30 protein-coding genes are annotated in these 24846 nt (G+C 71.4%); 14 read left to right on the forward strand and 16 right to left on the reverse strand.

Annotated elements, in window-relative coordinates; genetic code table 11:
• Window positions 1-175 precede the first annotated feature (175 nt).
• The 4 genes from AC07CM_RS25765 (at window position 176) to AC07CM_RS25780 (ending at window position 3820) form a co-directional block, all read left to right on the forward strand.
• Window positions 176-943, forward strand: a complete 768-nt coding sequence (locus tag AC07CM_RS25765; RefSeq protein ID WP_478878804.1) for an enoyl-CoA hydratase/isomerase family protein — start codon at window positions 176-178, stop codon at window positions 941-943.
• A 287-nt stretch (window positions 944-1230) separates the two neighbouring features.
• Entirely contained in the window at window positions 1231-1734 is a 504-nt protein-coding gene (locus AC07CM_RS25770) for an ATP-binding protein (protein WP_478878805.1), read from the forward strand.
• Window positions 1735-1826: 92 nt separating this feature from the next.
• Window positions 1827-2633, forward strand: a complete 807-nt coding sequence (locus tag AC07CM_RS25775) for a polysaccharide deacetylase family protein (RefSeq protein ID WP_478878806.1) — start codon at window positions 1827-1829, stop codon at window positions 2631-2633.
• Window positions 2633-3820, forward strand: a complete 1188-nt coding sequence (locus tag AC07CM_RS25780; protein ID WP_478878807.1) for a YncE family protein — start codon at window positions 2633-2635, stop codon at window positions 3818-3820. The genes AC07CM_RS25775 and AC07CM_RS25780 overlap by 1 nt, the downstream gene beginning before the upstream one ends.
• Here AC07CM_RS25780 and AC07CM_RS25785 read toward each other — a convergent pair.
• The gene (locus tag AC07CM_RS25785) at window positions 3791-4468 is read right to left on the reverse strand and encodes a GNAT family N-acetyltransferase (protein ID WP_478878808.1); all 678 of its coding nucleotides are present in this window, start codon (window positions 4466-4468) and stop codon (window positions 3791-3793) included. The genes AC07CM_RS25780 and AC07CM_RS25785 overlap by 30 nt on opposite strands.
• 47 nt (window positions 4469-4515) lie before the next feature.
• On the opposite strand from AC07CM_RS25785, the gene AC07CM_RS25790 reads away from it, so the two are divergent.
• The 3 genes from AC07CM_RS25790 (at window position 4516) to AC07CM_RS25800 (ending at window position 6539) form a co-directional block, all read left to right on the forward strand.
• Window positions 4516-5427: a MerR family transcriptional regulator gene (locus AC07CM_RS25790; RefSeq protein ID WP_478878809.1), complete on the forward strand. Its 912-nt coding sequence runs from the start codon at window positions 4516-4518 to the stop codon at window positions 5425-5427.
• 59 nt (window positions 5428-5486) lie between these two features.
• On the forward strand, window positions 5487-5699 hold the full coding sequence (locus AC07CM_RS25795; protein ID WP_478878810.1) for an EF-hand domain-containing protein: 213 nt from the start codon (window positions 5487-5489) through the stop codon (window positions 5697-5699).
• A gap of 177 nt (window positions 5700-5876) precedes the next feature.
• Entirely contained in the window at window positions 5877-6539 is a 663-nt protein-coding gene (locus AC07CM_RS25800; protein ID WP_478878811.1) for an NADPH-dependent F420 reductase, read from the forward strand.
• 16 nt (window positions 6540-6555) lie between these two features.
• On the opposite strand, the gene AC07CM_RS25805 is transcribed toward AC07CM_RS25800, so the two are convergent.
• From AC07CM_RS25805 to fabG, 5 genes are all read right to left on the reverse strand, one after another.
• Window positions 6556-7110 (reverse strand): GH25 family lysozyme, encoded by a 555-nt coding sequence (locus AC07CM_RS25805; protein WP_478878812.1) that lies wholly within the window; start codon window positions 7108-7110, stop codon window positions 6556-6558.
• A gap of 91 nt (window positions 7111-7201) precedes the next feature.
• Window positions 7202-8233, reverse strand: a complete 1032-nt coding sequence (locus AC07CM_RS25810) for a phosphatidylinositol-specific phospholipase C domain-containing protein (protein ID WP_478878813.1) — start codon at window positions 8231-8233, stop codon at window positions 7202-7204.
• Between the two features lie 185 nt (window positions 8234-8418).
• Window positions 8419-9240, reverse strand: a complete 822-nt coding sequence (locus tag AC07CM_RS25815) for an AfsR/SARP family transcriptional regulator (RefSeq protein ID WP_478878814.1) — start codon at window positions 9238-9240, stop codon at window positions 8419-8421.
• Between the two features lie 192 nt (window positions 9241-9432).
• The gene (locus AC07CM_RS25820) at window positions 9433-10407 is read right to left on the reverse strand and encodes an aromatase/cyclase (RefSeq protein ID WP_478878815.1); all 975 of its coding nucleotides are present in this window, start codon (window positions 10405-10407) and stop codon (window positions 9433-9435) included.
• 20 nt (window positions 10408-10427) lie between these two features.
• Window positions 10428-11213, reverse strand: coding sequence for a 3-oxoacyl-ACP reductase FabG (gene fabG, locus AC07CM_RS25825; RefSeq protein WP_478878816.1), 786 nt, complete (start codon window positions 11211-11213; stop codon window positions 10428-10430).
• Window positions 11214-11372: 159 nt separating this feature from the next.
• Here fabG and AC07CM_RS25830 point away from each other — a divergent pair, with 159 nt between their 5' ends.
• The 3 genes from AC07CM_RS25830 to AC07CM_RS25840 all read left to right on the forward strand — a co-directional run bounded on the left by AC07CM_RS25830 (window position 11373) and on the right by AC07CM_RS25840 (window position 13808).
• On the forward strand, window positions 11373-11825 hold the full coding sequence (locus AC07CM_RS25830; RefSeq protein WP_478878817.1) for a nuclear transport factor 2 family protein: 453 nt from the start codon (window positions 11373-11375) through the stop codon (window positions 11823-11825).
• Between the two features lie 116 nt (window positions 11826-11941).
• Window positions 11942-13015, forward strand: coding sequence for a serine hydrolase domain-containing protein (locus AC07CM_RS25835; RefSeq protein WP_478878818.1), 1074 nt, complete (start codon window positions 11942-11944; stop codon window positions 13013-13015).
• A 10-nt stretch (window positions 13016-13025) separates the two neighbouring features.
• Complete coding sequence (locus AC07CM_RS25840; RefSeq protein ID WP_478878819.1) at window positions 13026-13808, forward strand: SDR family NAD(P)-dependent oxidoreductase; 783 nt, start codon at window positions 13026-13028, stop codon at window positions 13806-13808.
• Between the two features lie 122 nt (window positions 13809-13930).
• On the opposite strand, the gene AC07CM_RS25845 is transcribed toward AC07CM_RS25840, so the two are convergent.
• A complete protein-coding gene (locus AC07CM_RS25845) occupies window positions 13931-14791 on the reverse strand; it encodes a class I SAM-dependent methyltransferase (RefSeq protein ID WP_478878820.1) in 861 nt (286 codons plus the stop codon).
• A 208-nt stretch (window positions 14792-14999) separates the two neighbouring features.
• On the opposite strand from AC07CM_RS25845, the gene AC07CM_RS25850 reads away from it, so the two are divergent.
• Genes AC07CM_RS25850 through AC07CM_RS25860 form a run of 3 tightly spaced genes read left to right on the forward strand, consistent with a single transcriptional unit; the run spans window position 15000 to window position 17206 of the window.
• A complete protein-coding gene (locus AC07CM_RS25850; protein ID WP_478878821.1) occupies window positions 15000-15434 on the forward strand; it encodes a SnoaL/DnrD family polyketide biosynthesis methyl ester cyclase in 435 nt (144 codons plus the stop codon).
• Window positions 15435-15437: 3 nt separating this feature from the next.
• On the forward strand, window positions 15438-16325 hold the full coding sequence (locus tag AC07CM_RS25855) for an SDR family oxidoreductase (protein WP_478878822.1): 888 nt from the start codon (window positions 15438-15440) through the stop codon (window positions 16323-16325).
• Window positions 16322-17206, forward strand: a complete 885-nt coding sequence (locus AC07CM_RS25860; RefSeq protein ID WP_478878823.1) for an NmrA/HSCARG family protein — start codon at window positions 16322-16324, stop codon at window positions 17204-17206. Before AC07CM_RS25855 ends, AC07CM_RS25860 begins: the two co-directional genes overlap by 4 nt.
• A gap of 67 nt (window positions 17207-17273) precedes the next feature.
• Here AC07CM_RS25860 and AC07CM_RS25865 read toward each other — a convergent pair whose 3' ends face one another.
• The 6 genes from AC07CM_RS25865 to AC07CM_RS25890 all read right to left on the reverse strand — a co-directional run bounded on the left by AC07CM_RS25865 (window position 17274) and on the right by AC07CM_RS25890 (window position 22007).
• Window positions 17274-17627 (reverse strand): hypothetical protein, encoded by a 354-nt coding sequence (locus tag AC07CM_RS25865; protein WP_478878824.1) that lies wholly within the window; start codon window positions 17625-17627, stop codon window positions 17274-17276.
• A gap of 57 nt (window positions 17628-17684) precedes the next feature.
• Window positions 17685-18572 carry an MBL fold metallo-hydrolase gene (locus tag AC07CM_RS25870; protein WP_478878979.1) on the reverse strand — a complete coding sequence of 296 codons (888 nt, stop codon included), beginning with the start codon at window positions 18570-18572 and terminating at the stop codon, window positions 17685-17687.
• 26 nt (window positions 18573-18598) lie between these two features.
• Entirely contained in the window at window positions 18599-19042 is a 444-nt protein-coding gene (locus AC07CM_RS25875; RefSeq protein ID WP_478878825.1) for an ester cyclase, read from the reverse strand.
• 104 nt (window positions 19043-19146) lie between these two features.
• Window positions 19147-20229 carry a zinc-binding dehydrogenase gene (locus AC07CM_RS25880; RefSeq protein WP_478878826.1) on the reverse strand — a complete coding sequence of 361 codons (1083 nt, stop codon included), beginning with the start codon at window positions 20227-20229 and terminating at the stop codon, window positions 19147-19149.
• Entirely contained in the window at window positions 20226-21053 is an 828-nt protein-coding gene (locus tag AC07CM_RS25885) for an NAD(P)H-binding protein (protein WP_478878827.1), read from the reverse strand. Before AC07CM_RS25885 ends, AC07CM_RS25880 begins: the two co-directional genes overlap by 4 nt.
• A gap of 168 nt (window positions 21054-21221) precedes the next feature.
• Window positions 21222-22007 (reverse strand): TetR/AcrR family transcriptional regulator, encoded by a 786-nt coding sequence (locus AC07CM_RS25890; RefSeq protein WP_478878828.1) that lies wholly within the window; start codon window positions 22005-22007, stop codon window positions 21222-21224.
• 125 nt (window positions 22008-22132) lie between these two features.
• On the opposite strand from AC07CM_RS25890, the gene AC07CM_RS25895 reads away from it, so the two are divergent.
• A complete protein-coding gene (locus tag AC07CM_RS25895) occupies window positions 22133-22723 on the forward strand; it encodes a DUF2269 domain-containing protein (RefSeq protein ID WP_478878829.1) in 591 nt (196 codons plus the stop codon).
• 7 nt (window positions 22724-22730) lie between these two features.
• On the opposite strand, the gene AC07CM_RS25900 is transcribed toward AC07CM_RS25895, so the two are convergent.
• Genes AC07CM_RS25900 through AC07CM_RS25910 form a run of 3 tightly spaced genes read right to left on the reverse strand, consistent with a single transcriptional unit; the run spans window position 22731 to window position 24807 of the window.
• The gene (locus tag AC07CM_RS25900) at window positions 22731-23447 is read right to left on the reverse strand and encodes a beta/alpha barrel domain-containing protein (RefSeq protein WP_478878830.1); all 717 of its coding nucleotides are present in this window, start codon (window positions 23445-23447) and stop codon (window positions 22731-22733) included.
• Complete coding sequence (locus AC07CM_RS25905) at window positions 23444-24112, reverse strand: phosphoribosylanthranilate isomerase (RefSeq protein ID WP_478878831.1); 669 nt, start codon at window positions 24110-24112, stop codon at window positions 23444-23446. The genes AC07CM_RS25900 and AC07CM_RS25905 overlap by 4 nt, the downstream gene beginning before the upstream one ends.
• The gene (locus AC07CM_RS25910) at window positions 24112-24807 is read right to left on the reverse strand and encodes a transglutaminase-like domain-containing protein (protein ID WP_478878832.1); all 696 of its coding nucleotides are present in this window, start codon (window positions 24805-24807) and stop codon (window positions 24112-24114) included. The genes AC07CM_RS25905 and AC07CM_RS25910 overlap by 1 nt, the downstream gene beginning before the upstream one ends.
• Between the last annotated feature and the right edge of the window lie 39 nt (window positions 24808-24846).

Genomic DNA, 24846 nt, shown 5'->3' on the forward strand with positions numbered 1-24846 from the left:
GAGGGACGGAAGGTGTTCGGGTCCCAGAGAAAGGGGCGGTCCCCCGCCTCCCCCCCCCCCCCCCCCCCCCCCCCCTTGGGGGGCAGGGGGAACCCCCCCGGGCAACCCGAGACGGTCCGCGGGTGACGACGTACCGGTGCTGCCCCCGACGTGAACGCCCGCTAACCTGCGGAGCATGACCGTCACTCTCGAAGTCGCCGAAGGCGTCGGAACGCTGCGTCTGGACCGGCCGCCGATGAACGCGCTGGACGTCGCCACCCAGGACCGGCTGAAGGAACTCGCCGAGGAGGCCACGCGCCGCGACGACGTGCGCGCCGTGGTGATCTACGGCGGCGAGCGGGTGTTCGCGGCGGGCGCGGACATCAAGGAGATGCAGGCCATGGACCACACCGCGATGGTCCTGCGCGCCCGCGCCCTGCAGGACTCCTTCACCGCCGTGGCCCGCATCCCCAAGCCCGTCGTCGCGGCCGTCACCGGGTACGCGCTCGGCGGCGGCTGCGAGCTGGCCCTGTGCGCCGACTACCGCATCGCCGCCGAGAACGCCAAGCTGGGCCAGCCGGAGATCCTGCTCGGTCTCATCCCGGGCGCCGGCGGCACCCAGCGGCTGTCCCGGTTGGTCGGCCCCTCCAAGGCCAAGGACCTCATCTTCACGGGCCGTCAGGTGAAGGCCGACGAGGCCCTCGCGCTCGGCCTGGTGGACCGGGTCGTCCCGGCCGCCGAGGTGTACGAGCAGGCGCACGCCTGGGCCGCGAAGCTCGCCCAGGGACCGGCGATCGCGCTGCGCGCGGCGAAGGAGTCCATCGACACCGGTCTGGAGACCGACATCGACACCGGACTCGCCCTCGAGCGCAACTGGTTCGCGGGTCTGTTCGCCACCGAGGACCGCGAGCGGGGCATGCGCAGCTTCGTGGAGGAGGGCCCCGGCAAGGCCAAGTTCCTCTGAACGTCACACACTGATTCCCCCGAGACGGCTTGCAATTGACACGTCGTCTGATCCGGGGTCCCTCGATGGGGCGGTTTATGGGAGCCTTAACGCAGCCTTAAGCCTGCCTCGTCGAGGGAGTCTGTCGATTGCCCGAAAGTGAGACGTCGCCGCAGGTCAGCCGGGCTGCTCCGGACCCCGACGTGCCATCGGCATATGCCGATCGGCCGGTGTGTGACAGGGTTGTGCGAGGGGCGTATTCCTCCGGAACGGCCACGCGGACGGCTCCGGACGGCCATCATGGGGGCATGGCGGGGCTGGAGGGCATCGAACAGCCGCGGGGACACAGCCGTGCGGCCGCGGCGCGCTGGTCGCCCGCGGTCGAGGACGAACGGGCGCTCAAGGCGCTCGAACTGTTCGGAAACCCGACGGAGGCGGAGGTGCCGCTGCCGTCCCGCCCGGAGTCCGCGGCCACCGCGCGCCGACTGGCCCAGATCGTCGTGCTGCGGCATTGGGGGCTGACCCCCAAGCTGACCGAGGACGCGGTCCTGCTCGTCTCCGAACTCGTCGGCAACGCCGTACGGCACACCGGTGCCCGGGTCTTCGGCCTCCGCATGCACCGCCGCCGCGGCTGGATCCGCGTCGAGGTCCGCGATCCCTCGCGCGGGCTCCCCTGTCTGATGCCGGTTCAGGAGATGGACGTCAGCGGCCGCGGCCTGTTCCTGGTGGACAAGCTCTCCGACCGCTGGGGCGTCGACCTCCTGCCGCGCGGCAAGACCACCTGGTTCGAGATGCGAGTCGCCGACCGCTAGGCCGGTGCGCGAGCGCGCGTGTACGGGCGCCGCGACCCGACATGGTCCGCAGATCGGGCCAATCGGCGGTTTTCTTACCTGACCCCCCTTAAATGGTGTGGGTGACCACGACCAACCGACGCAAGGTGCTGCGCACGGGAGCCGGGCTCGTCGCCGGGGGCGCGCTCGCCGCCGGGTGCGGAGCCGGCCAGGCCGCGCCGCCCGCCGCCGCGGCCTCCGCGTCCGTCCCGACCGCCCCCGCGTCCGGCCACCCCGCGGCCACCACCCGCACCGCACCCGCCCCCCGCGCCTACCCCGGGCAGCCCGTCCAGATCACCCACGGCCCGCGCACCCGCCCCCAGGTCGCGCTCACCTTCCACGGCCAGGGCGATCCCCACCTCGCCGAGTCCCTGCTCGGCGCGGCCGAACAGCGCGGCGCCCGGCTCACCGTGCTCGCCGTCGGCACCTGGCTGGACGAACACCCCGCTCTCGCCCGCCGCATCCTCGACGGCGGCCACGACCTCGGCAACCACACCCAGCGGCACGTCTCCGTCAACGCCATGGCGGAGACCGACGCGCGCAGGGAGATCACCGACTGCGCCGAGCGCCTGAAGCGGCTCACCGGATCCATCGGCACCTGGTTCCGGCCCTCCCGCTCCCCGACCGCCTCCCCGCTGGTCGCCCGGCTCGCCCGCGCCGCGGGCTACCCGCACGTGCTGTCGTACGACGTCGACTCGCTCGACTACACCCGGCCCGGCGCCGACGCCATCACCCGAAAGGTCCTCGCCGAAGTCCGTGGCGGATCGGTGGTGAGCCTGCACTTCGGCTACCCGGAGACCGCCGCCGCCCTCCCCGCCGTACTCCACGAACTCGACCGGCGCCAGCTGCGCGCGGTCACCACCACGGAGCTGCTGAGCTGATGCAACCCACACGAGCCGCCCGCCTCCTCGCCGCCGGAGCCGCCCTCGCCGCCCTGACCCTGCTGTCCGCGTGCGGCGGCGGAACCCAGCACCGCGAGAACGAGGCCATCGGCAGCAAGGCGCCGGTCCCGCCGCAGGTGAAGAAGCAGCAGGTGGACGTGTTGCCCGGGATGCCTCCGGTGCAGGACGCGGCCGACCTCTACGCCGCCGACCGGCCGAACCAACTCTCGCCCGTCGTCAAGGACTTCCCGTCACGGGTGTACGTCCCGAACACCAACTCCGACACCGTCACCGTCATCGACCCGCGGACCTACCGCATCGTCGAGACCATCCCGGTCGGCCGGCAGCCCCAGCACGTGGTGCCGTCCTGGGACCTGAAGACCCTCTGGGTCAACAACGACCTCGGCAACAGCCTCACCCCCATCGACCCGCGGACCGGGAAGGCCGGCCGTCCGGTCGACGTGCACGACCCGTACAACCTGTACTTCACCCCCGACGGCAAGTACGCCGTCGTCATGGCCTCCAAGGACCGACGACTCGTCTTCCGGGACGCGCACACCATGAAGGTCGTCAAGTCCGTGCCCGTCAGCTGCTACGGCGTCAATCACGCGGACTTCTCGATCGACGGCCGGTACTTCATCGTCTCCTGCGAGTTCAGCGGGGAACTGCTCAAGGTCGACACGGCGAGGATGGAGGTCCTCGCCCAGCGGAAGCTGCCGCATCACGGCGCCATGCCCCAGGACGTCAAGATCTCACCCGACGGAAAGCTGTTCTACATCGCCGACATGATGGCCAACGGCGTGTGGATCCTGAACGGGGACACCTTCGCCGAGCCTGAATTCCTCGCCACCGGCAAGGGCGCGCACGGGCTGTACATCAGCCGGGACTCCCGCGAGATGTACATCTCCAACCGGGGCGAGGGCACCATCTCCATCTTCGACTTCACCCAGAAACGGCTCACCAAGAAGTGGCACCTGCCCGGCGGCGGCAGCCCCGACATGGGCGGCGTCTCGGCCGACGGCAAGGTCCTCTGGCTCTCCGGCCGCTACAACTCCGAGGTCTACGCCATCGACACCCGTACCGGCACCGAAGTCGCCCGCATCAGAGTCGGCAGCGGTCCGCACGGCCTCGCCGTCTACCCGCAGCCGGGCCGCTACTCACTGGGACACACCGGCATCTTCCGCTGACCCGGAACCCCTCGACGCGTCGCCCAGCAGCAGCGCCTCCGCGCCCACCGCGCGATAACCGGCCGCCTGGAACGCCCGTGTGCTGCGGGCGTTCCCGGGCGCGACCTGCGCCCACAGCGGCTCCGTCGCGAGCTGCCGGGCCGCCGTCACCAGCGCCCGGCCCAGCCCCCGGTGCCGTACCCCCTCGTCCACCTCGACGGACACCTCAAGCCGGCCGCCCACCCCGCGGCCCATGACCAGCACTCCGCCGTCCGCCGTCCACGCCCGCACCTCGTCGCGCCGTCCGCGGGCGTAGCGGATCCGCGGATGACCGGCGTCCTCGATCTCCCGCAGCTCCAGCGGCGGCTCGCCGGGCAGCGGCGAGCCGACCAGCAGCGCGTCGACGGTCTCGGCCCTGCGTTCCGTCCGTGCCATGAAGGCGGCGAGGAAGGCGGGGTTCATCGTCGCGGCGAGCGGGTCGCAGTCCGTGGCGTCCAGAGCGGCGTGCACCCACCGCGGGTCCTCGTCGGTGAAGACGACGGAGTGCGCGGTGAACGAGAGCACCCCCGCGTCCCGGTGGCAGTGCTGCGGCACGACCGTGGTACGGCCGTCCGCCGGCGGGAAGACGCCCCGCGCCGCCGCGTCGAGAATGTCCCGCAAGGTCTCCACGACCGCTCCTTGAGTCTCCACCGACTGGAAGGCCCAGACTCGCAGACGTGATCGACGACGGCACCGGACTCCTCACCATCGGCGAGCTGGCGCGGGCCACCGGCCTGACGGTTCGCACCATCCGCTACTGGTCCGACGAGGGCGTCCTGCCCCCGGTGGGCCGGTCGGCGGGCGGCTACCGGCTCTACGACGCCGCCTGCGTGGCCCGCCTCGAGCTGATCCGCACCCTGCGCGAGCTGGGGCTCGGCCTCGAGGACGTGCACGGGGTGCTGGCCGGTGAGCGGACCGTGGCCGAGGTCGCGGCCACCCATGTGGCGGCGCTGGACGCGCAGATCCGGTCGCTGAAGGTGACGCGGGCGGTGCTGTCGTCGGTGGCGCGACGTGGTTCGACGGCGGAGGAGACGACCCTGATGAACAGACTGGCACGGCTGTCGGCGGCCGAGCGCAAGCGGATCATGGAGGAGTTCGTGGAGGAGACGTTCCACGGGCTCGACACCGCGGACCCGGAGATCCGCGCCCGGATGCGGGACACCGCGCTGAACCTGCCGGACGGCCCGACGCCCGAGCAGGTCGACGCCTGGGTGGAGCTGGCCGAGATGGTCCAGGACCCGGAGTTCCGGGCGCAGATGCGTGGCGCCGCCGAGTTCAACGCCGCCGACCGGGGGCACGACACCCCTCCGGGGGCGTCGATGTGGTTCTTCAAGCGGCTCGTCGAGCTGGCCGGGCAGGCGCGCGGGCGCGGCCTCGCGCCCGAGGCGCCGGGGGCCGAGCAGGTGCTGCGGGAACTGCTCGGCAACGCCGACCGTGCCGCCGTCCTGGCACGGATGAAGGCCTCCCACAATCCGAGGCTCGCCCGCTACCGCGAACTGATCGGCATCCTGAAGGGAATGCCCGTCTCCGCCCACGAGGAGGACTTCGCCTGGGTGGTCGCCGCACTGGAGGCTCGCACGGGCCGTTAATCTGACCAGCGTCAGTACGCCAGCACGGCACGAGAAAAACGAACAAAAGGGGCGGATCGGTGGCGGACATCGAGGAAGCACGCAAGCAGTTCCAGCGGATCGACGCGGACGGTGACGGATTCATCACTGCCGCCGAGTTCAAGTCCGCCCTGGCCCAGCAGGGTGACTGGAACGTCACCGACACGGTGGCGGAGGCCATCATCAAGACCCGCGACCTCAACGGCGACAAGGTCCTGTCGTTCGACGAGTTCTGGGCCTACCTGGACAAGTGACGCGACCGAAGGGGGTGCCCGGCCGGCAGGGCGGGCACCCCCTTCGTCGTGCCGTCATCCGGTTGCCGCAGGGGGCGGAATAGTCCCCGGGGCGGCGGGGTTGTCGCCGGACACAGGCGCATGCACATGCATCCATCGCGTGCGTCGGCCATGCATCGACCCCCGGAAAGGCCTGTCATGAAGATCGGCATCATCGGCGCGGGCAACATCGGCGGCAACCTCACCCGGCGGCTCACCGCCCTCGGCCACGACGTGTCCGTGGCCAACTCACGCGGCCCCGAGACCCTGAAGGAACTGGCCGAGGAGACCGGAGCGACGCCGGTCCCGGCCGAGGAGGCCGCCAGGGGTGCGCAGGTCGTCGTGGTCACCGTCCCGCTGAAGCGGGTCCCCGACCTCCCCTCCGGCCTGCTGCAGGGCGCGGCCGACGGCGTCGCGCTGATCGACACCGGCAACTACTACCCGCAGCAGCGCGACGGCCGGATCGCCGGTATCGAGGACGAGGGCCTGACCGAGAGCCGCTGGACGGAACGGCACCTCGGACACCCCGTGATCAAGGCCTTCAACGGCACCTACGCCCAGGACATCCTGGAGCGCCCCCGTCCGGCCGGCGACCCCGAACGCATGGCCCTGCCGGTGGCAGGCGACGACGAGGCCGCCAAGCGGGTCGTCCGCGACCTCATCGACGAGCTGGGCTTCGACACGGTCGACGCGGGCGGCATCGACGACTCCTGGCGCCAGCAGCCCGGCACCCCGGTGTACGGCCTGCGGGCCGGCCTGGAGGCGGTGCGCGACGCCCTGGCGGCGGCGTCCCCGGAACGCTCCGCGGACTTCCGGGCCTAGACGGTCGCGCGCGGACTCAGGACGTGGCCCACGCCCGTAGTGCCGCCTTGTCGGCGAAGTCGGCCACGTCCTTGTCGTGCGGCTCGCTGCTGTACTGGTGGAAGCGCCACTTGGCCTTGATCCGGGGGTGGCCCGCGCTCACGTAGTCGGCGATCCACAGGCCGTCGCCGGCGTACGAGGTGACGTCGACGTTCAGCCAGTACTCGCGGTTGGCGTACAGGAGGACCTTGTTGTGCGGGCGGAGTTCCTTGACCGTCCGGATGAACAGGTCCTTCTCCGCGTTGCTGGCGTGCGTGCCGTCGCTGGTGGTCTCCCAGTCGACGACGAGCAGGTCGCCCGCCTTCTCGGGGGCGTGCGTGACGAAGTACTCGGCCTGGGCGGCGATGTGGCCCGGCCACAGGAAGTGGTAGAAGCCGACGACGAGACCCGCGTCGCGGCCCGTCCTGGTCTGGGCGGCGAGTCTCGGGTTGACGTACGAACGCCCCTCCGTCGCCTTGATGAAGACGAAGGAGAGGCCGTCCGTGTCGTACGACGAGGACTGGAACGCGCTGACGTCGATGCCGTGGAGCATGGGGACTCCCCCGAAGTGTCAGTGGGGTGACAGGAGTTGACTGATGTATGCCCCACCTTGGCACGGGAGATCCGCCCGCGTACCCGGAACCTCAGCCTCGGGTCGTCACAGAACTCAGCACCGACGCCGACTTGGCCGACCAGTCGGAGGTGATGAGGCTCGCGTGGTCCTTGGCCAGCAGGGCAAGCCGGGCGGCGACCTCGGCGTCCGTCGGGTTGGTGGAGGAGATCGCCGGTGAGACGCCGTCGGCGCCCGTCGTGATCAGGATGTAGTGGTTGGCGGAGTAGAACGAGGTGTCGTATCCGTTGTTCACGTACGTCGCCGCGTCCCCGTCGAAGAACACGAACCAGGGGCGGATCGAGGCGTCGTACCGGCTGGTGCGCGGGTCTCCGTTCCCGGCGCCGAGCACGGCCGGGAAGGCCTGTGCCTCGCCGAGCCTCCCCGCGGCGTACAGGTCGTGCAGATGGTCGCCGTACTCCTCGTCCGTCCAGTAGTGGTCGAACGGGTTGGACTGCTCGACCGTGCCCGGGATCAGCTCGAAGAGGAACTTGCCCCTGAGGGAGTCGCGGGACGGCCACGCGTCGGCCCTGGCCGCCGCGTCGAGGGAGGGGTAGGTCCCGCCCAGGAGGTCGGCCGGCTTGTACACGCTGCCGCCGAGCTTCTGCGACACGAGCGTGTCGAACTCGTCGGGGCCGAGGCCCGCGTTGTTGTTGAAGCCGACCTTCATCTCGACCTTGAACACGATGGGCGGGTGGTCGGGGTGGAGCTGGTTCCAGGCCGCGATGTTGTCCAGACAGCTGCCGAGATCCTGGTTGCGGCTCTTGCTGTACAGCTCTGCCGGAGTCTTCGCGGCCTCGCAGTTGTTGTCGTTGCCGAACGGGTTGCTGTGGCTCACCCGCCACCGGTGGGTGATGCTGTCCACGTACACGTCCAGCTCCAGCAACGAGGCCCCGGAATCCAACGCCTGGGCGAAGTAGGTGTACTTGGCCTTGTCGTACGCGTTGTGCGTCCCGATCGCCGTCGTCTCGGAGAACTTCGGCGACGCCGCGTGGGCGTTCCCCGGTACCGCCACCGCCATGACGGCCACGCCCAGCAGCGCCGCCAGTCGTCTCACCGCACGCATGACTCAACTCCCCTATGTCGTCGCTGACTTGACGGCAGACTAGGGGTAGTCGATTACTGCCTGGTAGCCCCTGGGGGGACGCTCGGGAACAGGAGCCCCACCCGGTGCGGCACGGGGGCGGGCCGGAAGCGGGTGTGCTCCGCCTCCGGCCCGGTGGTCGTCCCCCTTCCGGCGGGGCCCTGCCCTCAGGCCGCGTACAGGTCGAAGGTGGAGCCGTGGCGCCCACCGGCGGGCACGTCGAGCTGCGGATCGACCGTGAGGATCGCCTGGTGGAGCCGCTGCAGCTGCGGCGAGGGCTCCACACCCAGTTCCTCTATCAACCGTCCCCGCAGCCTGCGGTACACGTCGAGGGCGGACGCCTGCCGGCCGGAGCGGTAGAGCGCGACCATCGCCTGCGAGTGCAGTCCCTCGTGCTGCGGGTGACGTGAGATGAGGTCGAACAGCTCGGCGATGAGCTGGGAGTGCTTGCCCAGCCGGAGGTCCGCGTCGATGCGCCGTTCCGTGGCGACCAGCCGGGACTCCTCCAGCCGCCTGACCTCGATCTCGAGGACGGGTCCGACGCGTACGTCGACGAGCGCCGGTCCCTGCCACAGGGACAGCGCCTCGCAGAACGTCCCGGATGCCTGCTCGTCGCGGTTCTGGTCGAAGGCCCTCTGGGCGGCGCTCACCAGCCGTTCGTACTCGCGCACGTCGGTGCACGCCGGTTCGACCTGGAGCAGATAGCCACCGTGTCGGGTGGCGAGCACGTCCTTCGCCGTCCCGGACGCGTCCGGGCCCATCGCGGTGCCCAGGCGCCGGCGCAGCTGGAGGATGTACGTCTGGAGCGTGGTCAGTGCGCTCGCAGGCGGTTCCGTGCCCCAGATCTCGTCCATGAGCGTGGACACCGGTAAGACCCTGCCCGGATGGAGGGCGAGGAGTGCCAGGATCTGCCGCGGCTTGCCCGCCGTCGGGACGATGGATTCTCCTCGGACGGTTGCCCCCAGGGGGCCCAGAAGCTGAATCTGCACAGTATCTCCCCGTTTTTCTTGCCGTGCTGCACCAAGTCAACGATGAGTCAAAACCCGTCGTCAAGGGCACGGTAGTGCGAGTCACTCCTTCGTTCCCTGCTTATCCACCGACGCTCAAGCGACTTTCCACTTCGCATTCGCGGGAGCCCGGCACGGCGGACACATCGTCATTACAGATTCAAGTTCCACTTACTATGATTTGACATCGACTCGCATTTCAGGAGGTGTCCCCTCCGCGTACTTCTTCGCGAGGTTGAGCGTCGCGGTGCTGTTGCGGCCGAGTGCCTCGCGCACGTACCGGCGGGCCTGAGCCGGGCCGGCGCCCTCGCCGAGCACCCGCTCGATGTTCTCCTCGCGCAGGATGACGCTGTGGTGCGAGGTGACCGTCACCCCCGACATGTCGGGGACGACCTGCCACTCGCCGATGTGGGCCGCCATCAGGGCGGGTGTCACGGTCTGCTTGTAGACGATGCGTCCGGCGTGCGGAAAGCAGACGCGGACGGACTCGGTGGTGTGCGTGGAGCCGTCCGCGGTGCGGGTGTCCATCGACATGATCTGGACTCCCGGCTCCTCCTCCACCACGTCCAGCCGGGAGACGTGCGGGACCAGCTCCGGCCAGTCGCGCACCCGGTAGAGGAACTCGTAGACCGGCTCGGCGGGTCCCGCGACCCGGACCGAGTCCTCGAAGGACAGCAGCAGCTCGTCCACGCCCGCCCAGCGCTCGGCGAGCCGTTTGAGACTCCCCAGCTCCGCACGGCTGTTGGTGTCGGTCGCCTGTTCCACCCACGCCACGTCGGAGGCCGCGTCGCCCTCGACGGTGAAGTCGTGCAGCAGGACCAGTCTCGACTCCCCGTCGCCCAGCGGCTCCACGATCCAGGTGCCCCCCATGGACTTCACCGGCGGTGCGGACTGCTCCTGACGGAACTCCACGCGCCGCCGCCCGCCGTCCAGGACGCGGCGCGAGGTCCAGGACTTCGTCCGGCCGTTGGCCGTGGCCCACATCCGCAGCCGTTCCTGCCGGCCGTCGGACTCCAGCTGTTCCACGTGGACGTTCGGCGGAAAGTACAGCGGCCACCTGACGGCGTCGGCGACGATCCCGTAGACCACGCTCGCGGGGGCGGCCACGGCGATCTCGTGCCGCGTACGGTGCACTCGCTCAGCAGACATCTCAACAGCCTCTTTCCGGATCAGAAGTTGCCCAGGCCGCCGCAGACGTTGAGCGCCTGCGCGGTGATGGAGGCGGCCTGTTCGGTGGTCAGATAGCCGACGAGGCCCGCCACCTCCTCGGGGGTGGAGTAGCGGCCGAGCGGGATCTTCGCCTCGAACCGCTCCCGTACGTCGTCCTGCGTGGTGCCCCAGGCAGCGGCGTAGCCCTGGCGGACCCGCTCGGCCATCGGGGTCTCCACATAGCCGGGGCAGACGGCGTTGACGGTGATGCCGGCCGGGGCGAGCTCCTTGCCCAGCGCCTTGGTGAAGCCGACCACGCCGTGCTTGGACGCCGAGTACGGGGCGCCCAGCAGGACGCCCTGCTTGCCCGCGGTCGAGGCGACGTTGACGATCCGGCCGTACCCGGCCTCCGCCAGCCCCCCGGTGGTGAGCACCTCGCGGGTCATCAAGAAGACGCTGTTGAGGTTGGTGTCGATGACGTCGTACCACAGCTCGTCCGTGAGGCCGGCCGTGGGACCGCCGCCGCTGCGTCCCGCGTTGTTGACCAGGACGTTGACCGGGCCGAAGGTGTCGACGGCGGTGCGGACCAGGGCCGCCACCGAGGCGGCGGAGCGCACGTCGGCCTCCGCCCCCGCCACCGGCAGGCCCTCTTCCCGCAGCTCCTCGACGGTCCGCTCGACCTTGTGCCCGGTGCGGGCGCAGACGAAGACACGGTGGCCGCGGCGGCCCAGTTCCCGGGCCACGGCGAGCCCGATGCCACTGGTGCCTCCGGTGACCAGGGCCACCGGGTTCGTCACTGTCGTCATCGGTCTTCCTCCCGAGCGGCGATTGATGCGTCCGACCGTGTCCCGCGGCACTAGAAGCCCGGACGAAGCTCGCTCGAGGCGCGGACTTGAGGAGTCTTCGAAGCCCACTCGACCCGCACCCCGCACAGTGGCCGCACCGACGACGGAACGGAGATGTCCATGACCATCCAAACCGCGAGCCGGCCCGGGGCCGCCGGCGCGTTCGCCGCCCTGTACGCCCAGGTGCAGCAGTTCTACGCCCACCAGATGCAACTGCTGGACCTCGGCGAGTGCGAGCGGTGGGCGGCCACGTTCACCGAGGACGCCACCTTCGCCGTCCCGACCCTGCCCGAGCCGGTGACCGGCCGGGCGGACCTGGCCGCGGCCACCGGCCGCACCGCGGCCGAGCTGGCGGCGAGCGGCACTCGCCACCGGCACTTCGTAGGCATGTTCGACGTCACGGAGCGGCCCGACGGCACGCTGCGCGTGCGCTCGTACGCGATCGTGTACGCCTCGCGGACGGGCGGGGACTCGCGGGTGCACCGGGTGTGCGTCTGTGACGACGTGCTGGTGCGGGTGGACGGCGCGCTCCAGGTCGCCGCCCGCACGGTCACCCGCGACGACCTCGCCTGAGCGGCGCTCAAGCGGCTCGCGTGCGCGCCTCGATCGCGGACGGCCAGGCTCCCTCCGGGCCCTGTCAGCAGGACCCAGAGGGATGCAACCAACCGCCACACGAGGGGTGTGCCGACATGTCGCAGACGACCATCGCACGGCCGGAGGTCTCGGCCCACAAGGAGGCGGTCCGGCGCGCGGCCGACCGTCTCATCGAACTGGGCGCCGCCGGCGTGCAGTTCCGGGTCACCCGGGGGCAGCACACGTTCGTCGTGACCTCCGGGGTCGCGGAGCTGGGCACGGATCGGCCGGTCCCCGAGGACGGCCGGTTCCGGATCTCCTGCATCACCAAGCCGTTCGTCTCGGTGGTGGTGCTGCAGCTGGTCGCCGAGGGCCGGATCGAGCTGGACCGCACCGTGGAGAGCTATCTGCCCGGGCTGCTGCCGCACGGCGACCGGATCACCGTCCGCAACCTGCTGCAGCACACCAGCGGTCTCTACAACTACGCCGACTCGTTCCAGAAGCCGGGCGACCGCTTCCTGCGCGACCGCTACAACCACTACGAGCCGGAGGACCTGATCGCCATCGCGGCCGGCAAGCCGCTGGAGTTCGAACCCGGCCGGGAGTTCGCCTACTGCAACACCAACTACTTCATCATCGGTCTGCTCATCGGGAAGGTGACCGGCCGCTCGTACCGCGACGAGATCCGTGAGCGCGTCCTGGAGCCGCTCGGGCTGAAGGAGACCACGCTCCCGGGCGACGCCCCGGAGATCCCCGGCCCGCACGCCCACGGCTACATGCGGATCGGCGGCCGCACCGAGGACGTCACCCTGATGAACCCCTCCGAGGCCGGCTGCGCGGGCGAGATCATCTCCACCACGGCCGACCTGGACCGGTTCCTGGTGGCCCTGTTCGGCGGAGAGCTGCTCGCCGAGCCGGAGTTCAAGGAGATGACCACTCCGCTGCCCCGCGAGATGATCAGGGACCTTCCCATGGGCATCGGCTACGGCCTGGGTCTGATGAAGCTGCAGAACGACAAGGACCTGGATCTGTGGGGCCACGGGGCGGGCATCCCCGGGTACGCCACCTTCGCCGCGACCACACCCGACCGGGAGATCCGCGTCCAGCTGTCCATCACGCTGAACGAGGACTTCACCAAGGAGGCCGAGCAGGCCGTCATCCGTGGCGTCAACACCGCCGTCTGCTTCTGAGGGCGACGCCATGACCGGTTCCGCGGAGCACGCGGAGACAGGGGAGACGGGGGAGAGGGCCGTCGTCGTCACGGGCGGCGGCACGGGGATCGGCCGGGCGACCGCGCGCGCGTTCCACGAGGACGGGGCACACGTGCTGATCGTCGGCCGCTCGGAGGCGACCCTCAGGGAGACCGCCGACGGACACGACAGGATCCGCCGCGTCACCGCGGACGTCCACGACCCGGACGCGCCCGAGCGCATCGTCTCGGCAGCGCTGCGGGAGTTCGGCCGGATCGACGTCCTCGTCAACAACGCGGCCGTCGCCGGCTTCGGGCCGCTGGCCGGTCTCGACCGGGAGGTCGTCGAGGCCCAGCTGGGCACGAATCTGGTCGCCCCGCTGTTCCTGACGCAGCGCGCGCTGGACGCCCTCCAGGCCACCCGGGGCACGGTGGTGAACGTCGGCTCCGCGGGCTCGCTCGGCCGGCGGGCCTGGCCGGACAACTCCGTGTACGGCATGGCCAAGGCCGCCCTCGACTTCCTCACCCGCACCTGGGCCGTGGAGCTTGCCCCGCGCGGCATCCGCTGCGTGGGCATCGCCCCCGGGGTGGTCGACACCGGGGTCGGGGTACGGGCGGGGATGCCTCCCGAGGCGTACGAGGCGTTCCTGGCGCAGATGGCCGAGAGGATTCCGGCCGGCCGGGTGGGTCGCCCCGAGGAGATCGCCTGGTGGATCCTGCAGCTGACCCGGCCGGCGGCCGGATACGCCAACGGCACCGTGCTGGCGGTGGACGGCGCGCTCTCGGTGACCTGAGGCGGCACAAGGCACCCGAGGCGAGGCAAGGCACCCGAGGCGAACCAGGGCAGCGACACGTATCGAAGGGGGGCGGAGGACCGGGTGACTCCGGTCCTCCGCCCCCTTTCTCGCGTTCCGGGTCAGCGGGCGACCGAGGCGGTGACGTAGCGCACCGGCACCTCGATCAGCACCGGGCCGTCGCCCTCGCGCAGCGCGTCGAGCGCGGTGACGAGGCGGGCGCGCAGTGCCGCGGCCTCGCTGTGCGGCAGGTGCTGCCACAGCAGCCGCATGCCCTGGGTGTGCGACCAGTCGACCCACGCCTCGCCGGAGACCGCGGTCATCCGCACCGGCTCGTCGACGATCTCCACGTCCGTGAAACCGGCCTGCTCCAGCGCTGCTTCGAGGTCGGCCGGGCGCTCCAGCCAGGAGTGCAGCTGCCGGTGCAGCTGTTCCGGGTGCCAGGACTCGGGCAGGTGCCTGAGCAGGGTCAGCGGGATCAGCTCGGTGAACAGCGGCGGCAGGAAGGGGAAGGTGTCCCGGGTGAAGACCGGGCTGGTGAACGCGATACGGCCGGCGTCGGCCAGCAGACCGGCGTAGTGGGCGAGCGCGGCCCGCGCGTGGGGCAGGAAGATCACGCTGTAGCTGCCGAGCACCAGATCGAAGGAGCGGGCGGGCAGGTCGGGCCGCTCACCGTCCATCACCCGCAGTTCGACGTTGCCGACGCCCTGCCGGTCGGCCTCGCCGCGGGCCTCCGCGATCATCGCGGGGGCGATGTCGATGCCCAGGGCGTGGCCCGCCGGAGCGACCAGCCGGGCCGCGGGCAGCAGGGTCGCACCGAGTCCGCAGCCGATGTCGAGAACCCGCTCGCCCGGCCGGGGCCCGGCCCGCTCGACCAGCCGACGGCCCATGGGCGTGAAGAACTCCACCCCCATCCGGTCGTAGGTGGCCGCGGCCGAGTTGAAGGCGTCGGTGATTTTCGTCTTGTAGGCGGCGGTGTCCATGTCCACTCCGGTTCCGTACGGCGAATCGAGCAGGAGCCTTCATCGTCCGGGCCCGGGCACGGACCACGCTGGAAAACTCCTCGAAAAACACTCGACAGTTGCTTGAATTCCCTTGAATAAAAGGCTTCCTGGGCAATTCGAGGCTTGTCCGTGGAAACGCGGTGCCGCAGGATGGCGCAGTAACCTCGTGCCGTCCGGAAGGAATTCGATGAGTGGTCATGTCGACGCCGTGCGTCGAATGATAAGGGCTTACAACACGGGAGTCGTCGAGGATGTCGCCGAATACATTCACCCGGAATACCTGAATCCGGCGACGCTGGAGCACATGGATCTGCGCGGGCCCGAGTCCTTCGCCATGGCGGTGAAGTGGCTGCGGATGACGTTCTCCGAGGAGGCCCGCCTCGAAGAGGTGCTGATCGAGGAGCGCGGCGACTGGGTCCGGGCCCATCTCGTGCTCTACGGCCGGCACGTCGGCGATCTCGTCGGCATGGCCCCGACCGGGCGCGTCTTCTCCGGCGAGCAGATCCATCTCATCCGGTTCGTCGACGGCAGGATCCGTGACCACCGCGACTGGCCCGACTACCAGGGCACGTACCGGCAGCTCGGCTCGCCGTGGCCCGAACCTCAGGGCTGGAGGGCCTGACCGATGATCCTGATCGCCGGAGCCACGGGCAAGGTCGGCCGCGAGGCCACCCGGCAGCTCGTCGAACTGGGCCGGGACGTCCGCGCGTTGAGCCGGAAACCCGAGGAAGCCGGCCTGCCGCCGAGTGTCGACGTGGTCGCGGGCAGTCCGGCCGACCCGGCCTCGTTGGACAGGGCGTTCGCCGGTGTCGGCGCGGCGCTGGTCGTGCTCTCCGGCGATGTCGCGCAGGAGGCCGCCAACGTCGCGGTGGCCGCGCGGCGGGCGCGACTTCGCCGGATCGTGCTGCTGTCGTCGGCGAGCGTCCGGCATCCGGTGCCGCACGGCATCGCGGACGAGCACCGGGCCGCCGAGGAGGCGCTGGCCGACTGCGGTGCGGCATGGACGTTCCTGCGCCCCGGCCCGTTCCACGCCAACACGTCCTGGTGGGCCGGGACGATCCGAGAGAGCGGCTCGGTGCGCTGCTGGATCGGGAACACCCCGGGGGCGCCCGTCGACGAGTACGACATCGCGTCGGCGGCCGTGGCGGCGCTCACCCGGGACGGCCACGAGGGCCGGGCGTATCTGCTCACCGGCCCGCAGACGCTCACCTCGCGGGAGCAGGCGCGGATCCTCGGCGAGGTCCTGGAACGGGAGCTGGACTTCTCGGTGGCGCCGGCCGAGGAGGTCGTGGAGGTCTTCACCCGGATCACCGGCGACCGCGCCGCCGCGGTGCGCAACGTCGCGGCGCTGCGCAGCCCCGAGGTGCCCTGGTCGAGGCCCACGACCGCGGTGCGTGACCTCACTGGGCGCGAGCCGCGCCCGTACCGCCGGTGGGCCGTGGAGAACGCGGCGCTGTTCGCGGCGCAGGAGCCGACCGGCGCCGCCGAGGGCTCGGAGAGGAGTGCCGTATGAACGGCGGCGGGGAGACGGCCGGACCGGTCCTCGTGACGGGGGCGACCGGTCTGCAGGGCGGCGCCGTGGCGCGCGAGCTCGTCCGCCGGGGCCGCGCCACGGTGGCCCTGGTGCGCGACCCTCAGTCGGCGGCGGCGCGGAGACTGGCGGAACTCGGCGTGACCCTGGTCCGCGGGGACCTGGACGACGAGACCTCGCTGCGCGCCGCGATGGACGGCGTGAGCGGGGTCTTCTCGGTACAGACCTTCATGACGCCGGCCGGGCTCGGCGGCGAGGTGCGGCAGGGCCGCGCCGTGGCCCGGGCGGCCCTGGCGGCCGGCGTGGACCACCTGGTCTACAGCTCGGTCGGAGGCGCCGAACGGCACAGCGGAGTGCCCCACTTCGACTCCAAGCGGGGCATCGAGCGGTACCTGTCCCGACTCGGAGTTCCGGCCACCGTGCTGCGCCCGACCTTCTTCATGGACAACTTCGCCGCCCACGGCGTGCCGTCGGAGGACGGCACCCTGGTGGTACGGCTGGCCCTGAAGCCGGACACCCGGGTGCAGTTCATCGCGGTCGAGGACATCGGCTTCTTCGCCGCGCAGGCCTTCGAACGCCCGCGGGACTACCTGGGGCGGGCGGTGGAGATAGCCGGTGACGAGCTGACGGCGACCGGGCTGGCCGAGGCGTTCGCGGAGCGCACCGGCCGGCCCGCGCGCTTCGAGGAGCTTGCGCTGGACACCGTCGCGGCCAACCCGTACATCCCCAACGCGCCCGAGATCTCGCTGATGTTCGAGTGGTTCCAGGAGCACGGCTATCGCGCGGACATTCCCGCGCTGCGGGCCGAACACCCGGGCCTGATGAGCTTCTCGACGTATCTCAAGGGCATCGACGTCACCTAGGGCCCAGCCGGGCGACAAGGATGCCCCGGACAGGCCGTGTGCCTGTCCGGGGCATCGCGTTTCGTGCTCAGCAGGAGATGAACTTGGTGCCGGAGTCCTTGGCGTGCTTCTTGTTGTCGAGGGTCGTGTACAGCACCTTGGTGTTGTAGATGCCGGTGCCGCAGCGCGCGGAGGCGGAGACGGTGCCGGACCTGGCGTCGGTGCACTTGCTCGCGACCGGAACGGGCGCCGGCCACGTCGGGTTGATCAGCTCCAGGTAGACGCACGTCTTCTTGTTGTTGCCGAACGACGTCTTCGCCACGATCTTCCCCCCGCTCTTGTACGGCTTCTGGGGACTGGCCGACGCGTGCGCGCTCGCACTGCCGCCGATGACGAGTGCCAGCGTCGCACCGGCGACGGCCAGGGAACGGAAGCTCTTCATGTGGATCGGGCTCCTTCTGTGGGTGTTGTCGTCGACCTGTGGTTGCTGTCGACGGGATCAGGCGTGGCAGTCGGGCAGACCGCCGTGGAACGCGGACATCTCCTTGAAGAGCGCGCCGACGTCGAGCGGATCGCCGGGCGCCGCACCGCGCACCTCCGCGTAGCCGCGGTGCAGATTCGGCACCACGCGCTCGGAGTCGAGAAGGCCGTCGAACGGCCCCGCCCCGAGGTCGCGGGCGAGCTGGAACGGGGTCAGGCCGGCGGCCACGCCCCGCCGGGCCTGTTCGTGGAGCCAGCGGAAGTACGCCTCGCTGTGGTCGATCAACTCGGGGCCGCCGACCGGGCCGTGGCCCGGGACGACCGTCTCGGCGCCGAGCGCGCGCAGCCGTTCCATGGCCCGCAGCGACCCGGAGACGGAGCCCATCAGGCAGAACGGCGTGACGCCGGACATCACGAGGTCGCCGGTGAACACGACGCGCCGTTCCGGCAGCCAGACGACGGTGTCGTTGGTGGTGTGCGCCGGCCCCAGGTGGACCAGGTCGGCGCGCACCCCGCCGATGTGCAGGGTCAGCGTGTCGCGGTAGGTGACGTGCGGCAGGGTCAGCCGCAGGTCGCCCCAGCGCACGTCGGGCCACAGGCCGGTAAGGTGCAGCCCGGCCGCCGCCATCTCGGTGCGTGTGCGCTCGTGGGCGACGATCAGCGCCTCCGGGAAGTGGGAGTTGCCGAAGGTGTGGTCACCGTGGAAGTGGGTGTTCACCACGGTGCGCGGCGGGACCCCGGACCGGCGCAGCACCTCCTGGCGCAGCAGCCGGGCGCGGAACTCGGTGGCCGCCGTGTCCACCAGCAGGCTCTGGCCGTCGTCGCCGACGACCAGGCCCGCGTTGTTGAGGCACCAGCCGCCGTCGGGCTGCACGTACGCGTGGACCCCGTCGGCGACCTCGACCATGTGGGGTGCGGCCCGGACCGCCGTGCTCACAGCGCGTCTGCCGGGGCGAGCCCCAACGTCTTCAGCATCGGCAGGTAGTTGAAGACGTCATAGTGCTCGATGACCTGGCCGGCGTCGTTGAAGCGCAGTTCCTCCAGCATGTACCAGGTCACCTTGCGGCCGGTCGGGGCCTTTCCGAGGAACTCGCCCCCGTGACTGGCCGTCACGGTGATCCGCAGGCAGACGCGGTCCCCCTCGGCGACGATGCTCCTGACGTCGAGGTGCAGGTCGGGGAAGGCGGCGAGGCCGCCCTCCATGGCCCGCACCATGGCCTTCGAAGAGACCTCGCGGTCCTCGGAGAAGTGCTGGATGTCCGGGGCCCAGTGCTTGATGATGCCCTGGAGCTCCCAGCGGTTCCAGCTCGCGACCATGGAGAGGGCGAGCTCCTTGTTGCGCTCTTGGGCGGACTTCTCGGTGAGTGTGGCGGACATGCCGATTTCCTTTCGGAACAGGGGAGTCGAAGCGGATCGGTCGGAACTGTGCAGCCGGCCCGGGGGAGTCCGGGCGGCGCAGTGCGCGGCGGCTCGCACCGGGGTCAGGGCAGCAGGACGTGCTTGCCGACGGTGCTTCCGTCGAGCAGGGCGCGCACGGCGACCGCGGCCGCGTCCAGCCGGTGACGCCCCGCGATCTCGGGCCGGAGAACGCCCTCGGCGACGAGCCGGAGGAGCGCGGCGAAGTCGGCGTCGAAGTCCTCGCCCGGCTTGACGTAGTACATCGCCATGCGCCGGCCGCGGGTGAGCCCCAGGTGCCGGGCCGCCCAGCGCCGCACCGTGCGCCGCAGCGCCGGGACGTGCGGGCGGAACCACTGCCCGGGTTCGTACCCGGCGACGGAGGAGTCGTAGGAGACCAGGGTGCCGCCGTCGGCGAGCATGGCCCAGCCCTCGTCGAGCCCGCGACCGCCCACGTGGTCGAAGACGGCCCGTACGCCGCCGGGAACCCGCTCTCCGACGGCCGCGGCCAGACCGGGCGCACGGTAGTCGAACGGCTCCGCCCCGAGCGCGCGGACGGCCTCGTGCTTGGCCGGTGAGGCGGTGCCCAGAACGCGCAGCCCGTGGTGCACGGCGAGCTGTGTGAGCAGGGTGCCCACGCCACCGCTGGCGCCGTGCACCAGGACGGCGTCACCGGGTCGCACGTCGGCGAGCCGGTGCAGCATCTGCCAGGCGGTCACTCCGTTGGTGACCAGGGCCACGGCGACGGCCGCGTCCAGGTCCTCCGGGACGGACGCGAGCGTTCGGGCGGACGTCTCCACGTACTGCTGCCAGGAACCCTGGCGGGGCATGGCGGCGACCCGCTCGCCGACGCGCCGCCCGGAGACGCCGGGACCGACCTCGGTGATGCGCCCGACCAGGTCGTAGCCCGGCACGAAGGGGAAGCGGGGCGGGAAGGGGTGCAGGTGCCGGAGCATCTGCACCTCCGCGTAGGAGACGCCCGCGGCCTCGACCCGGACGACGACCTTGCCGCGTCCGGCGACCGGGCGCTCGCCGCCGCCCAGGGCGATCCGCCGCTCGGGTTCTCCGCTGCCGGTCATCCGGACGAAGGCGTTGGCGCCGCCGGCCGGCGCCCCGGCCGGGAGGGTCCGCGCGGTCGGCTCCGCGGGCTCGGGGATCTCGGTCGTCATGCGGCCGACTCCTCGAGGCGCGGAGCGAAGTCGGCGGAGTGATCGGCCGCCCAGCGGGCGAAGGTCCGGGCCGGGCGGCCGGTGACGCGCTCGACGGTGTCCACGGGCACGGGCGGGCGGGCGACGGCGTCGGCGAGGTAGTCCAGCACCATCTCGACGACCGGCGGCGGCATGACCGTCGCCATGGACCGCCTGGCCCGCTCGGGGGTGATCTCCTCGAAGGTGATCGGGCGGCCGACGGCCCCGGCTATCGCTCGCACCTGATCGACCTGGGTGATCGCCTCGGGTCCGGTGAGGACGTACGCGCGTCCGGCGTGCCCGTCCTCCAGCAGGGCGGCCGCGGCCACGGCGGCGACGTCGGCCTCGTGCACCGGCACGCGACGGGCGTCGCCGTAGGGGGCGCGCACCACGTCCTCGGTGCGAATGGAGTGACCCCACTGCCACAGGACGTTGGCCGCGAACTCGTCGGGCCGTACGAAGGTCCACTCCAGACCGGACTCCTCGACGGCGCGCTCCACGGTGCGATGGTGCTCCGCGCTGTGGTTGTGGCCCGAGGTGTCGAGCACGGAGGACGAGGAGAGCACGACGATCCGGCGTACGCCCGCCTCCGCGGCGGCGGCGACCACCTCGCCGGCGGTCTCCGGGACCGGGAAGAGGTAGAGGCGCTCGGCGCCGTCCAGCGCGGCACGCAGCGTGTGGGGATACACCAGGTCGCCCTCGTACACCTCGACCCCGTCCGGCAGCGCGGCGGCGGCCGGGTCGCGGGTCAGCGCCCGCACCCGCCGGCCCGCGGCGAGGAGGTGGCCGGCCACGAGGCGGCCCACGGATCCTGTCGCTCCTGTCACCAGAACTGTCACGCCTGCTCCGCCCTGTCCGGCCTCAGCCCTGTGAGGCTTCTTCGTCCGTTGCGCCACCAGGATCGGAAACCGGACTGGAGGGTCCCCTGAGGGTCGCTGGAGCACGGGCCCGAGGTGCGGACGGCGGAGCGTGTCTCAGCCGGTGGGGCCCCCTGCGGCCCGGTCGGCGATGCACTGCTCGATGCCGTCGAGGACCCGCTGGAGCCCGAACTCGAAGCCGCCGTCCGGCCCGAGCCCCGCGCCCGGTTCCTCGAAGACTCCCGACATCCAGACCCTGGTGAGGAACGGGTAGCGGTCGGCGGAGATCACCTGCTCCAGCAGCGGCCCCGTCTGCTCGTACCACTCGTCGTAACTCAGGCCGGCGCGCCGTGCGTCCTGCTCGGCGTCCGCCGACTGCTGAGTCGCGCCGCGCACATAGCCGTTGAGCAGATGGACGACGGCGAGCATCTCCCGCTCGTCCAGGCCCAGCCCCGTCAGGGCCCCGAACACGCCGTCCCACATGGCGGTCTCGTTGGGGCCCATCAGCATTCGCGACGAGATCAGCGGTGGCACCCACGGGTGGCGCCGGGCGATGTCCATGCCGCCCCGGGCGTAGCGCTCCAGCGCCTGCCGCCAGCCGTCGGCGCCCTCGAGCGACGGGGCTTCGGCGAGGACCTCGTCGAGCATGCAGTTGACCAGCTCGGCGCGGCCCGACACATAGGTGTAGAGGGACATGGCGGAGACCCCGAGCGGCTCCGCGACCTTGCGCATCGACAGGGCGCCCAGCCCCTCCGCGTCGGCGACGGAGATCGCGGTCCGCACGATGCGGTCGACCGACAGGCCCTGGCGGGGGCCGCGGGCCGGCGGGGCGGGCTCGTGCTTTTTGCGCCACAGAAGAGTCAGGACGCGTGCGGCATCCATGCGGCCGGTTTCTTTCGCCATTCGAGTCCTTGACCTCGCGTCGGAGTGGTGATCCTGTACGCTGTAAAGAGTTTTCCGTACACCGTAAAGAGTTTAGCGCCGCAAAGGCGCACACCCCCGAGCCCAGCTGAAAGCGAGGCGCCGCTTTGCCTGCTTCCGTCCCCGCTGCCAAGGCCAAGCCCGGAACGTCCCGGCAGCATCCCACGAAGAAGAAGTTCGAACTCGGCCGCAAAGCGCGGAAGGCGACGCTGGCCGTCCACGTCGTCACCTCGGTCGGCTGGGTGGGCCTCTCGCTCTCCATGGCGGTCCTGGCGATCATGGGATGCACCACGGACGACCCCGCCGTGGCCAAGGGCGTCTACTACGCGATGTACGTGTTCGACGACACCAGCGTGACGGTCTTCAGCATCACCGCCGCGGTCACCGGCGTCCTGCTCTCCTGCGGCACCAAGTGGGGGCTGCTGCTGCACTGGTGGATCGTCGTCAAATGGGTCATCACCCTGTTCATGACGATCTTCGCGTGGTTCGTCATCCACCCGGTCGTCACGACGGCCACCGAACGCACGGCCGATGTGGGCGACGGCCCGCCGGACCCCGGTGGCGCCGCGGACTTCCTGCTGTGGAGCGTCCCCGTGCTGTTCGCCCTGCTCACCGTCGCCGCCGTCGTCTCGATCTACAAGCCCTGGGGGCGCACCGCCCGCGGACGACGCGCCCAGGCCGGCGGCAGGCGCGGCTGAGGCGTGGTCAGGTTCGCGCCCGGCCGCAGTCCGAGGTGCCCCGCGCTGCGTCGAGCGCGGCGCACCAGGTCGTCACACTGGGGGCCCGCAACAGGCCCGTGCCGATGAGCAGCCCGGCGAAGCCCTCGTCCAGCAGGTGGGCGGCGGTCACCGGGTCGGCGATGCCGCTCGCGCTGACCGGGAGGGGAGTACCGGTGGAACGCACCGCGGGCAGCAGCGCCCGGCCGCGGCCGAGGTCGCCCGGCAGCCGTTCACGGGTGGCGATGTCCTTGTTGTTGACCGCCACCACACTTTCGGACCCGCGCGCCACCGTCGCCACCTCCGTCTCGTCGGCGACCTCGACGAACGGGGTCAGCCCCAGCTCCAGGGCGTGATCGGTCAGCCGGGCCAGCACCCCGGCGGGCAGCACTCTCGCGGTCAGCAGGACGGCGGAGGCGCCCAGCTCGCGGGTCCGCTCCAGCTGGCGCCTGCTGGTGACGAAGTCCTTGCGCAGCAGCGGCAGCGAGGTGCGGGAGGCGACCTCCCTCAGCAGGTCCTCGGTACCTCCGAACCAGCGCCCCGTGACCACCGAGAGGCAGGGCGCACCGGCCGCCTCGAACCGCTCCACGGTCCCGGCCACCCCGAAGGCGCCCAGCAGGTCCCGGCCGCTCGCGTCCCGCCGTTTGACCTCCATGATCAGCGGCCGGGCCGCCGTGGCGAGCGCGTCGGCGAAGGGGGTGTTCACACGGTCCTCCAGGCACGGGTGACGGCGGACGCGGGACCGGCTCGCAGCAGCCCGTCGCCGGCGCGCGCCGCCGAGTCGACGTCGATTCCGAGAAAGCGCGGATGCGCACGCGCACCCGCGAAGTCGCCCGGATTGCCGGCGTGCAGACCGCCCGCCAGCAGGAAGGGCAGCCCTGTACGGTCGGCGAGGGCGGTCACGTCCGCGTCGTCGAGGGGCTGTGCGGTACTGCCGATCCGGCCGTCCGCGGTGACCGAGTCCAGCAGGAAGCCGTCGGTGCCGGCCCGCTCGTAGGCACCGATCAGCCGTTCCTCCGGACACACGCCCCGCCGCAGGTGGAGCACCTTGATGATCTCGAGGTCCGCCGGCCCGTCCCGGCGCAGCGCACGCACCGTGCCGGGAGGCTGGAAGCCGTGCAGTTGCACGCACGGCACCCGGGCGGCCGTCACGGCCGCCAGCACGGCCCGGACGTCGGACGAGAAGGTGACGAGCACCGGCCTGAGCCGGCCGGTGTCCAGGGCGACCGCGGACAGGGCGGCGAGGCGGGCGGCCGTCAGTTCGCACCGGCCGCCCGGGACGCCGTGCCACAGGCCGACGAGATCGGCGCCGGCCGCCGCCAGGTCCGTCACCTCGGCCGCGGTGGTCGCCCCGCAGAACTTGACGAGCACTATCCGGCCGCCGACGGCTCGGCTTCCCCCACCAGCGAGCCCTCGGTGAACCCGGTGCCGTCCGTCCTCAGCAGTCCCGGGTGCGCCGCCCTCAGCTCGGCGATGACCCGCTCGTAGGGCAGGTCCTCGAACTCCCCGTGGTGCCGCAGGAACTCCATGTGCCGCCGGCCCCGCAGGTCGAAGGGGTGGTACAGGCTGTCGGCGGTGCCGTCGAAGTCCAGCGGCGCCATGTCGTACAGCCGGCACAGCGTCCGGTTGAACACCGGGGTCGCCTTGATCCAGCGGCCGTCGAGGTACACCGTCGTGAAGCAGTGCATGTGGAAGACGTCGCCGCCCAGCAGCCGCTTGAGCCGCTCGGAGGCCAGGTGGTTGCGCACGTCGGCCAGGCCGAGCCGGGCGGGGATGCCGAGCGAACGCAGCCCGGCCACGAACAGCACCGACTTGTGCAGGCACATGCCGGAGCCGGTGCGCACCACCGTGCTCGCCCGCAGTCCGTCGCGGGACAGGTCCGCCCCGTACACCTCGTAGCGGACGGAGTCGCGCACCGCGTAGTAGAGCGCGACCGCCTGTTCGGTGGGGGTGCCGGCTCCGGGCGGCAGGGCGCCGGCGACGAAGCCGCGCACCTCGGGCGAGGCGTGGTCGAGGAAGGCGGTGGCGCGCAGGGTGCCGGGATCCTCGCTGTGCTGGGTGGTCACGTGGGGTCTCTCCGGTCGTGGGTGAGGGGTCCTGAAGGG

Source organism: Streptomyces sp. NPDC044061 (genome assembly GCF_056434305.1).

Coding starts and splice junctions, on each gene's coding strand:
- AC07CM_RS25765 (WP_478878804.1), top strand. CDS start 176: ATGACCGTCACTCTCGAAGTCGCCGAAGGCGTCGGAACGCTGCGTCTG.
- AC07CM_RS25770 (WP_478878805.1), top strand. CDS start 1,231: ATGGCGGGGCTGGAGGGCATCGAACAGCCGCGGGGACACAGCCGTGCG.
- AC07CM_RS25775 (WP_478878806.1), top strand. CDS start 1,827: ATGGTGTGGGTGACCACGACCAACCGACGCAAGGTGCTGCGCACGGGA.
- AC07CM_RS25780 (WP_478878807.1), top strand. CDS start 2,633: ATGCAACCCACACGAGCCGCCCGCCTCCTCGCCGCCGGAGCCGCCCTC.
- AC07CM_RS25800 (WP_478878811.1), top strand. CDS start 5,877: ATGAAGATCGGCATCATCGGCGCGGGCAACATCGGCGGCAACCTCACC.
- AC07CM_RS25805 (WP_478878812.1), bottom strand. CDS start 7,110: ATGCTCCACGGCATCGACGTCAGCGCGTTCCAGTCCTCGTCGTACGAC.
- AC07CM_RS25810 (WP_478878813.1), bottom strand. CDS start 8,233: ATGCGTGCGGTGAGACGACTGGCGGCGCTGCTGGGCGTGGCCGTCATG.
- AC07CM_RS25820 (WP_478878815.1), bottom strand. CDS start 10,407: ATGTCTGCTGAGCGAGTGCACCGTACGCGGCACGAGATCGCCGTGGCC.
- fabG (WP_478878816.1), bottom strand. CDS start 11,213: ATGACGACAGTGACGAACCCGGTGGCCCTGGTCACCGGAGGCACCAGT.
- AC07CM_RS25830 (WP_478878817.1), top strand. CDS start 11,373: ATGACCATCCAAACCGCGAGCCGGCCCGGGGCCGCCGGCGCGTTCGCC.
- AC07CM_RS25835 (WP_478878818.1), top strand. CDS start 11,942: ATGTCGCAGACGACCATCGCACGGCCGGAGGTCTCGGCCCACAAGGAG.
- AC07CM_RS25840 (WP_478878819.1), top strand. CDS start 13,026: ATGACCGGTTCCGCGGAGCACGCGGAGACAGGGGAGACGGGGGAGAGG.
- AC07CM_RS25845 (WP_478878820.1), bottom strand. CDS start 14,791: ATGGACACCGCCGCCTACAAGACGAAAATCACCGACGCCTTCAACTCG.
- AC07CM_RS25850 (WP_478878821.1), top strand. CDS start 15,000: ATGAGTGGTCATGTCGACGCCGTGCGTCGAATGATAAGGGCTTACAAC.
- AC07CM_RS25855 (WP_478878822.1), top strand. CDS start 15,438: ATGATCCTGATCGCCGGAGCCACGGGCAAGGTCGGCCGCGAGGCCACC.
- AC07CM_RS25860 (WP_478878823.1), top strand. CDS start 16,322: ATGAACGGCGGCGGGGAGACGGCCGGACCGGTCCTCGTGACGGGGGCG.
- AC07CM_RS25865 (WP_478878824.1), bottom strand. CDS start 17,627: ATGAAGAGCTTCCGTTCCCTGGCCGTCGCCGGTGCGACGCTGGCACTC.
- AC07CM_RS25870 (WP_478878979.1), bottom strand. CDS start 18,572: ATGGTCGAGGTCGCCGACGGGGTCCACGCGTACGTGCAGCCCGACGGC.
- AC07CM_RS25875 (WP_478878825.1), bottom strand. CDS start 19,042: ATGTCCGCCACACTCACCGAGAAGTCCGCCCAAGAGCGCAACAAGGAG.
- AC07CM_RS25880 (WP_478878826.1), bottom strand. CDS start 20,229: ATGACGACCGAGATCCCCGAGCCCGCGGAGCCGACCGCGCGGACCCTC.
- AC07CM_RS25890 (WP_478878828.1), bottom strand. CDS start 22,007: ATGGCGAAAGAAACCGGCCGCATGGATGCCGCACGCGTCCTGACTCTT.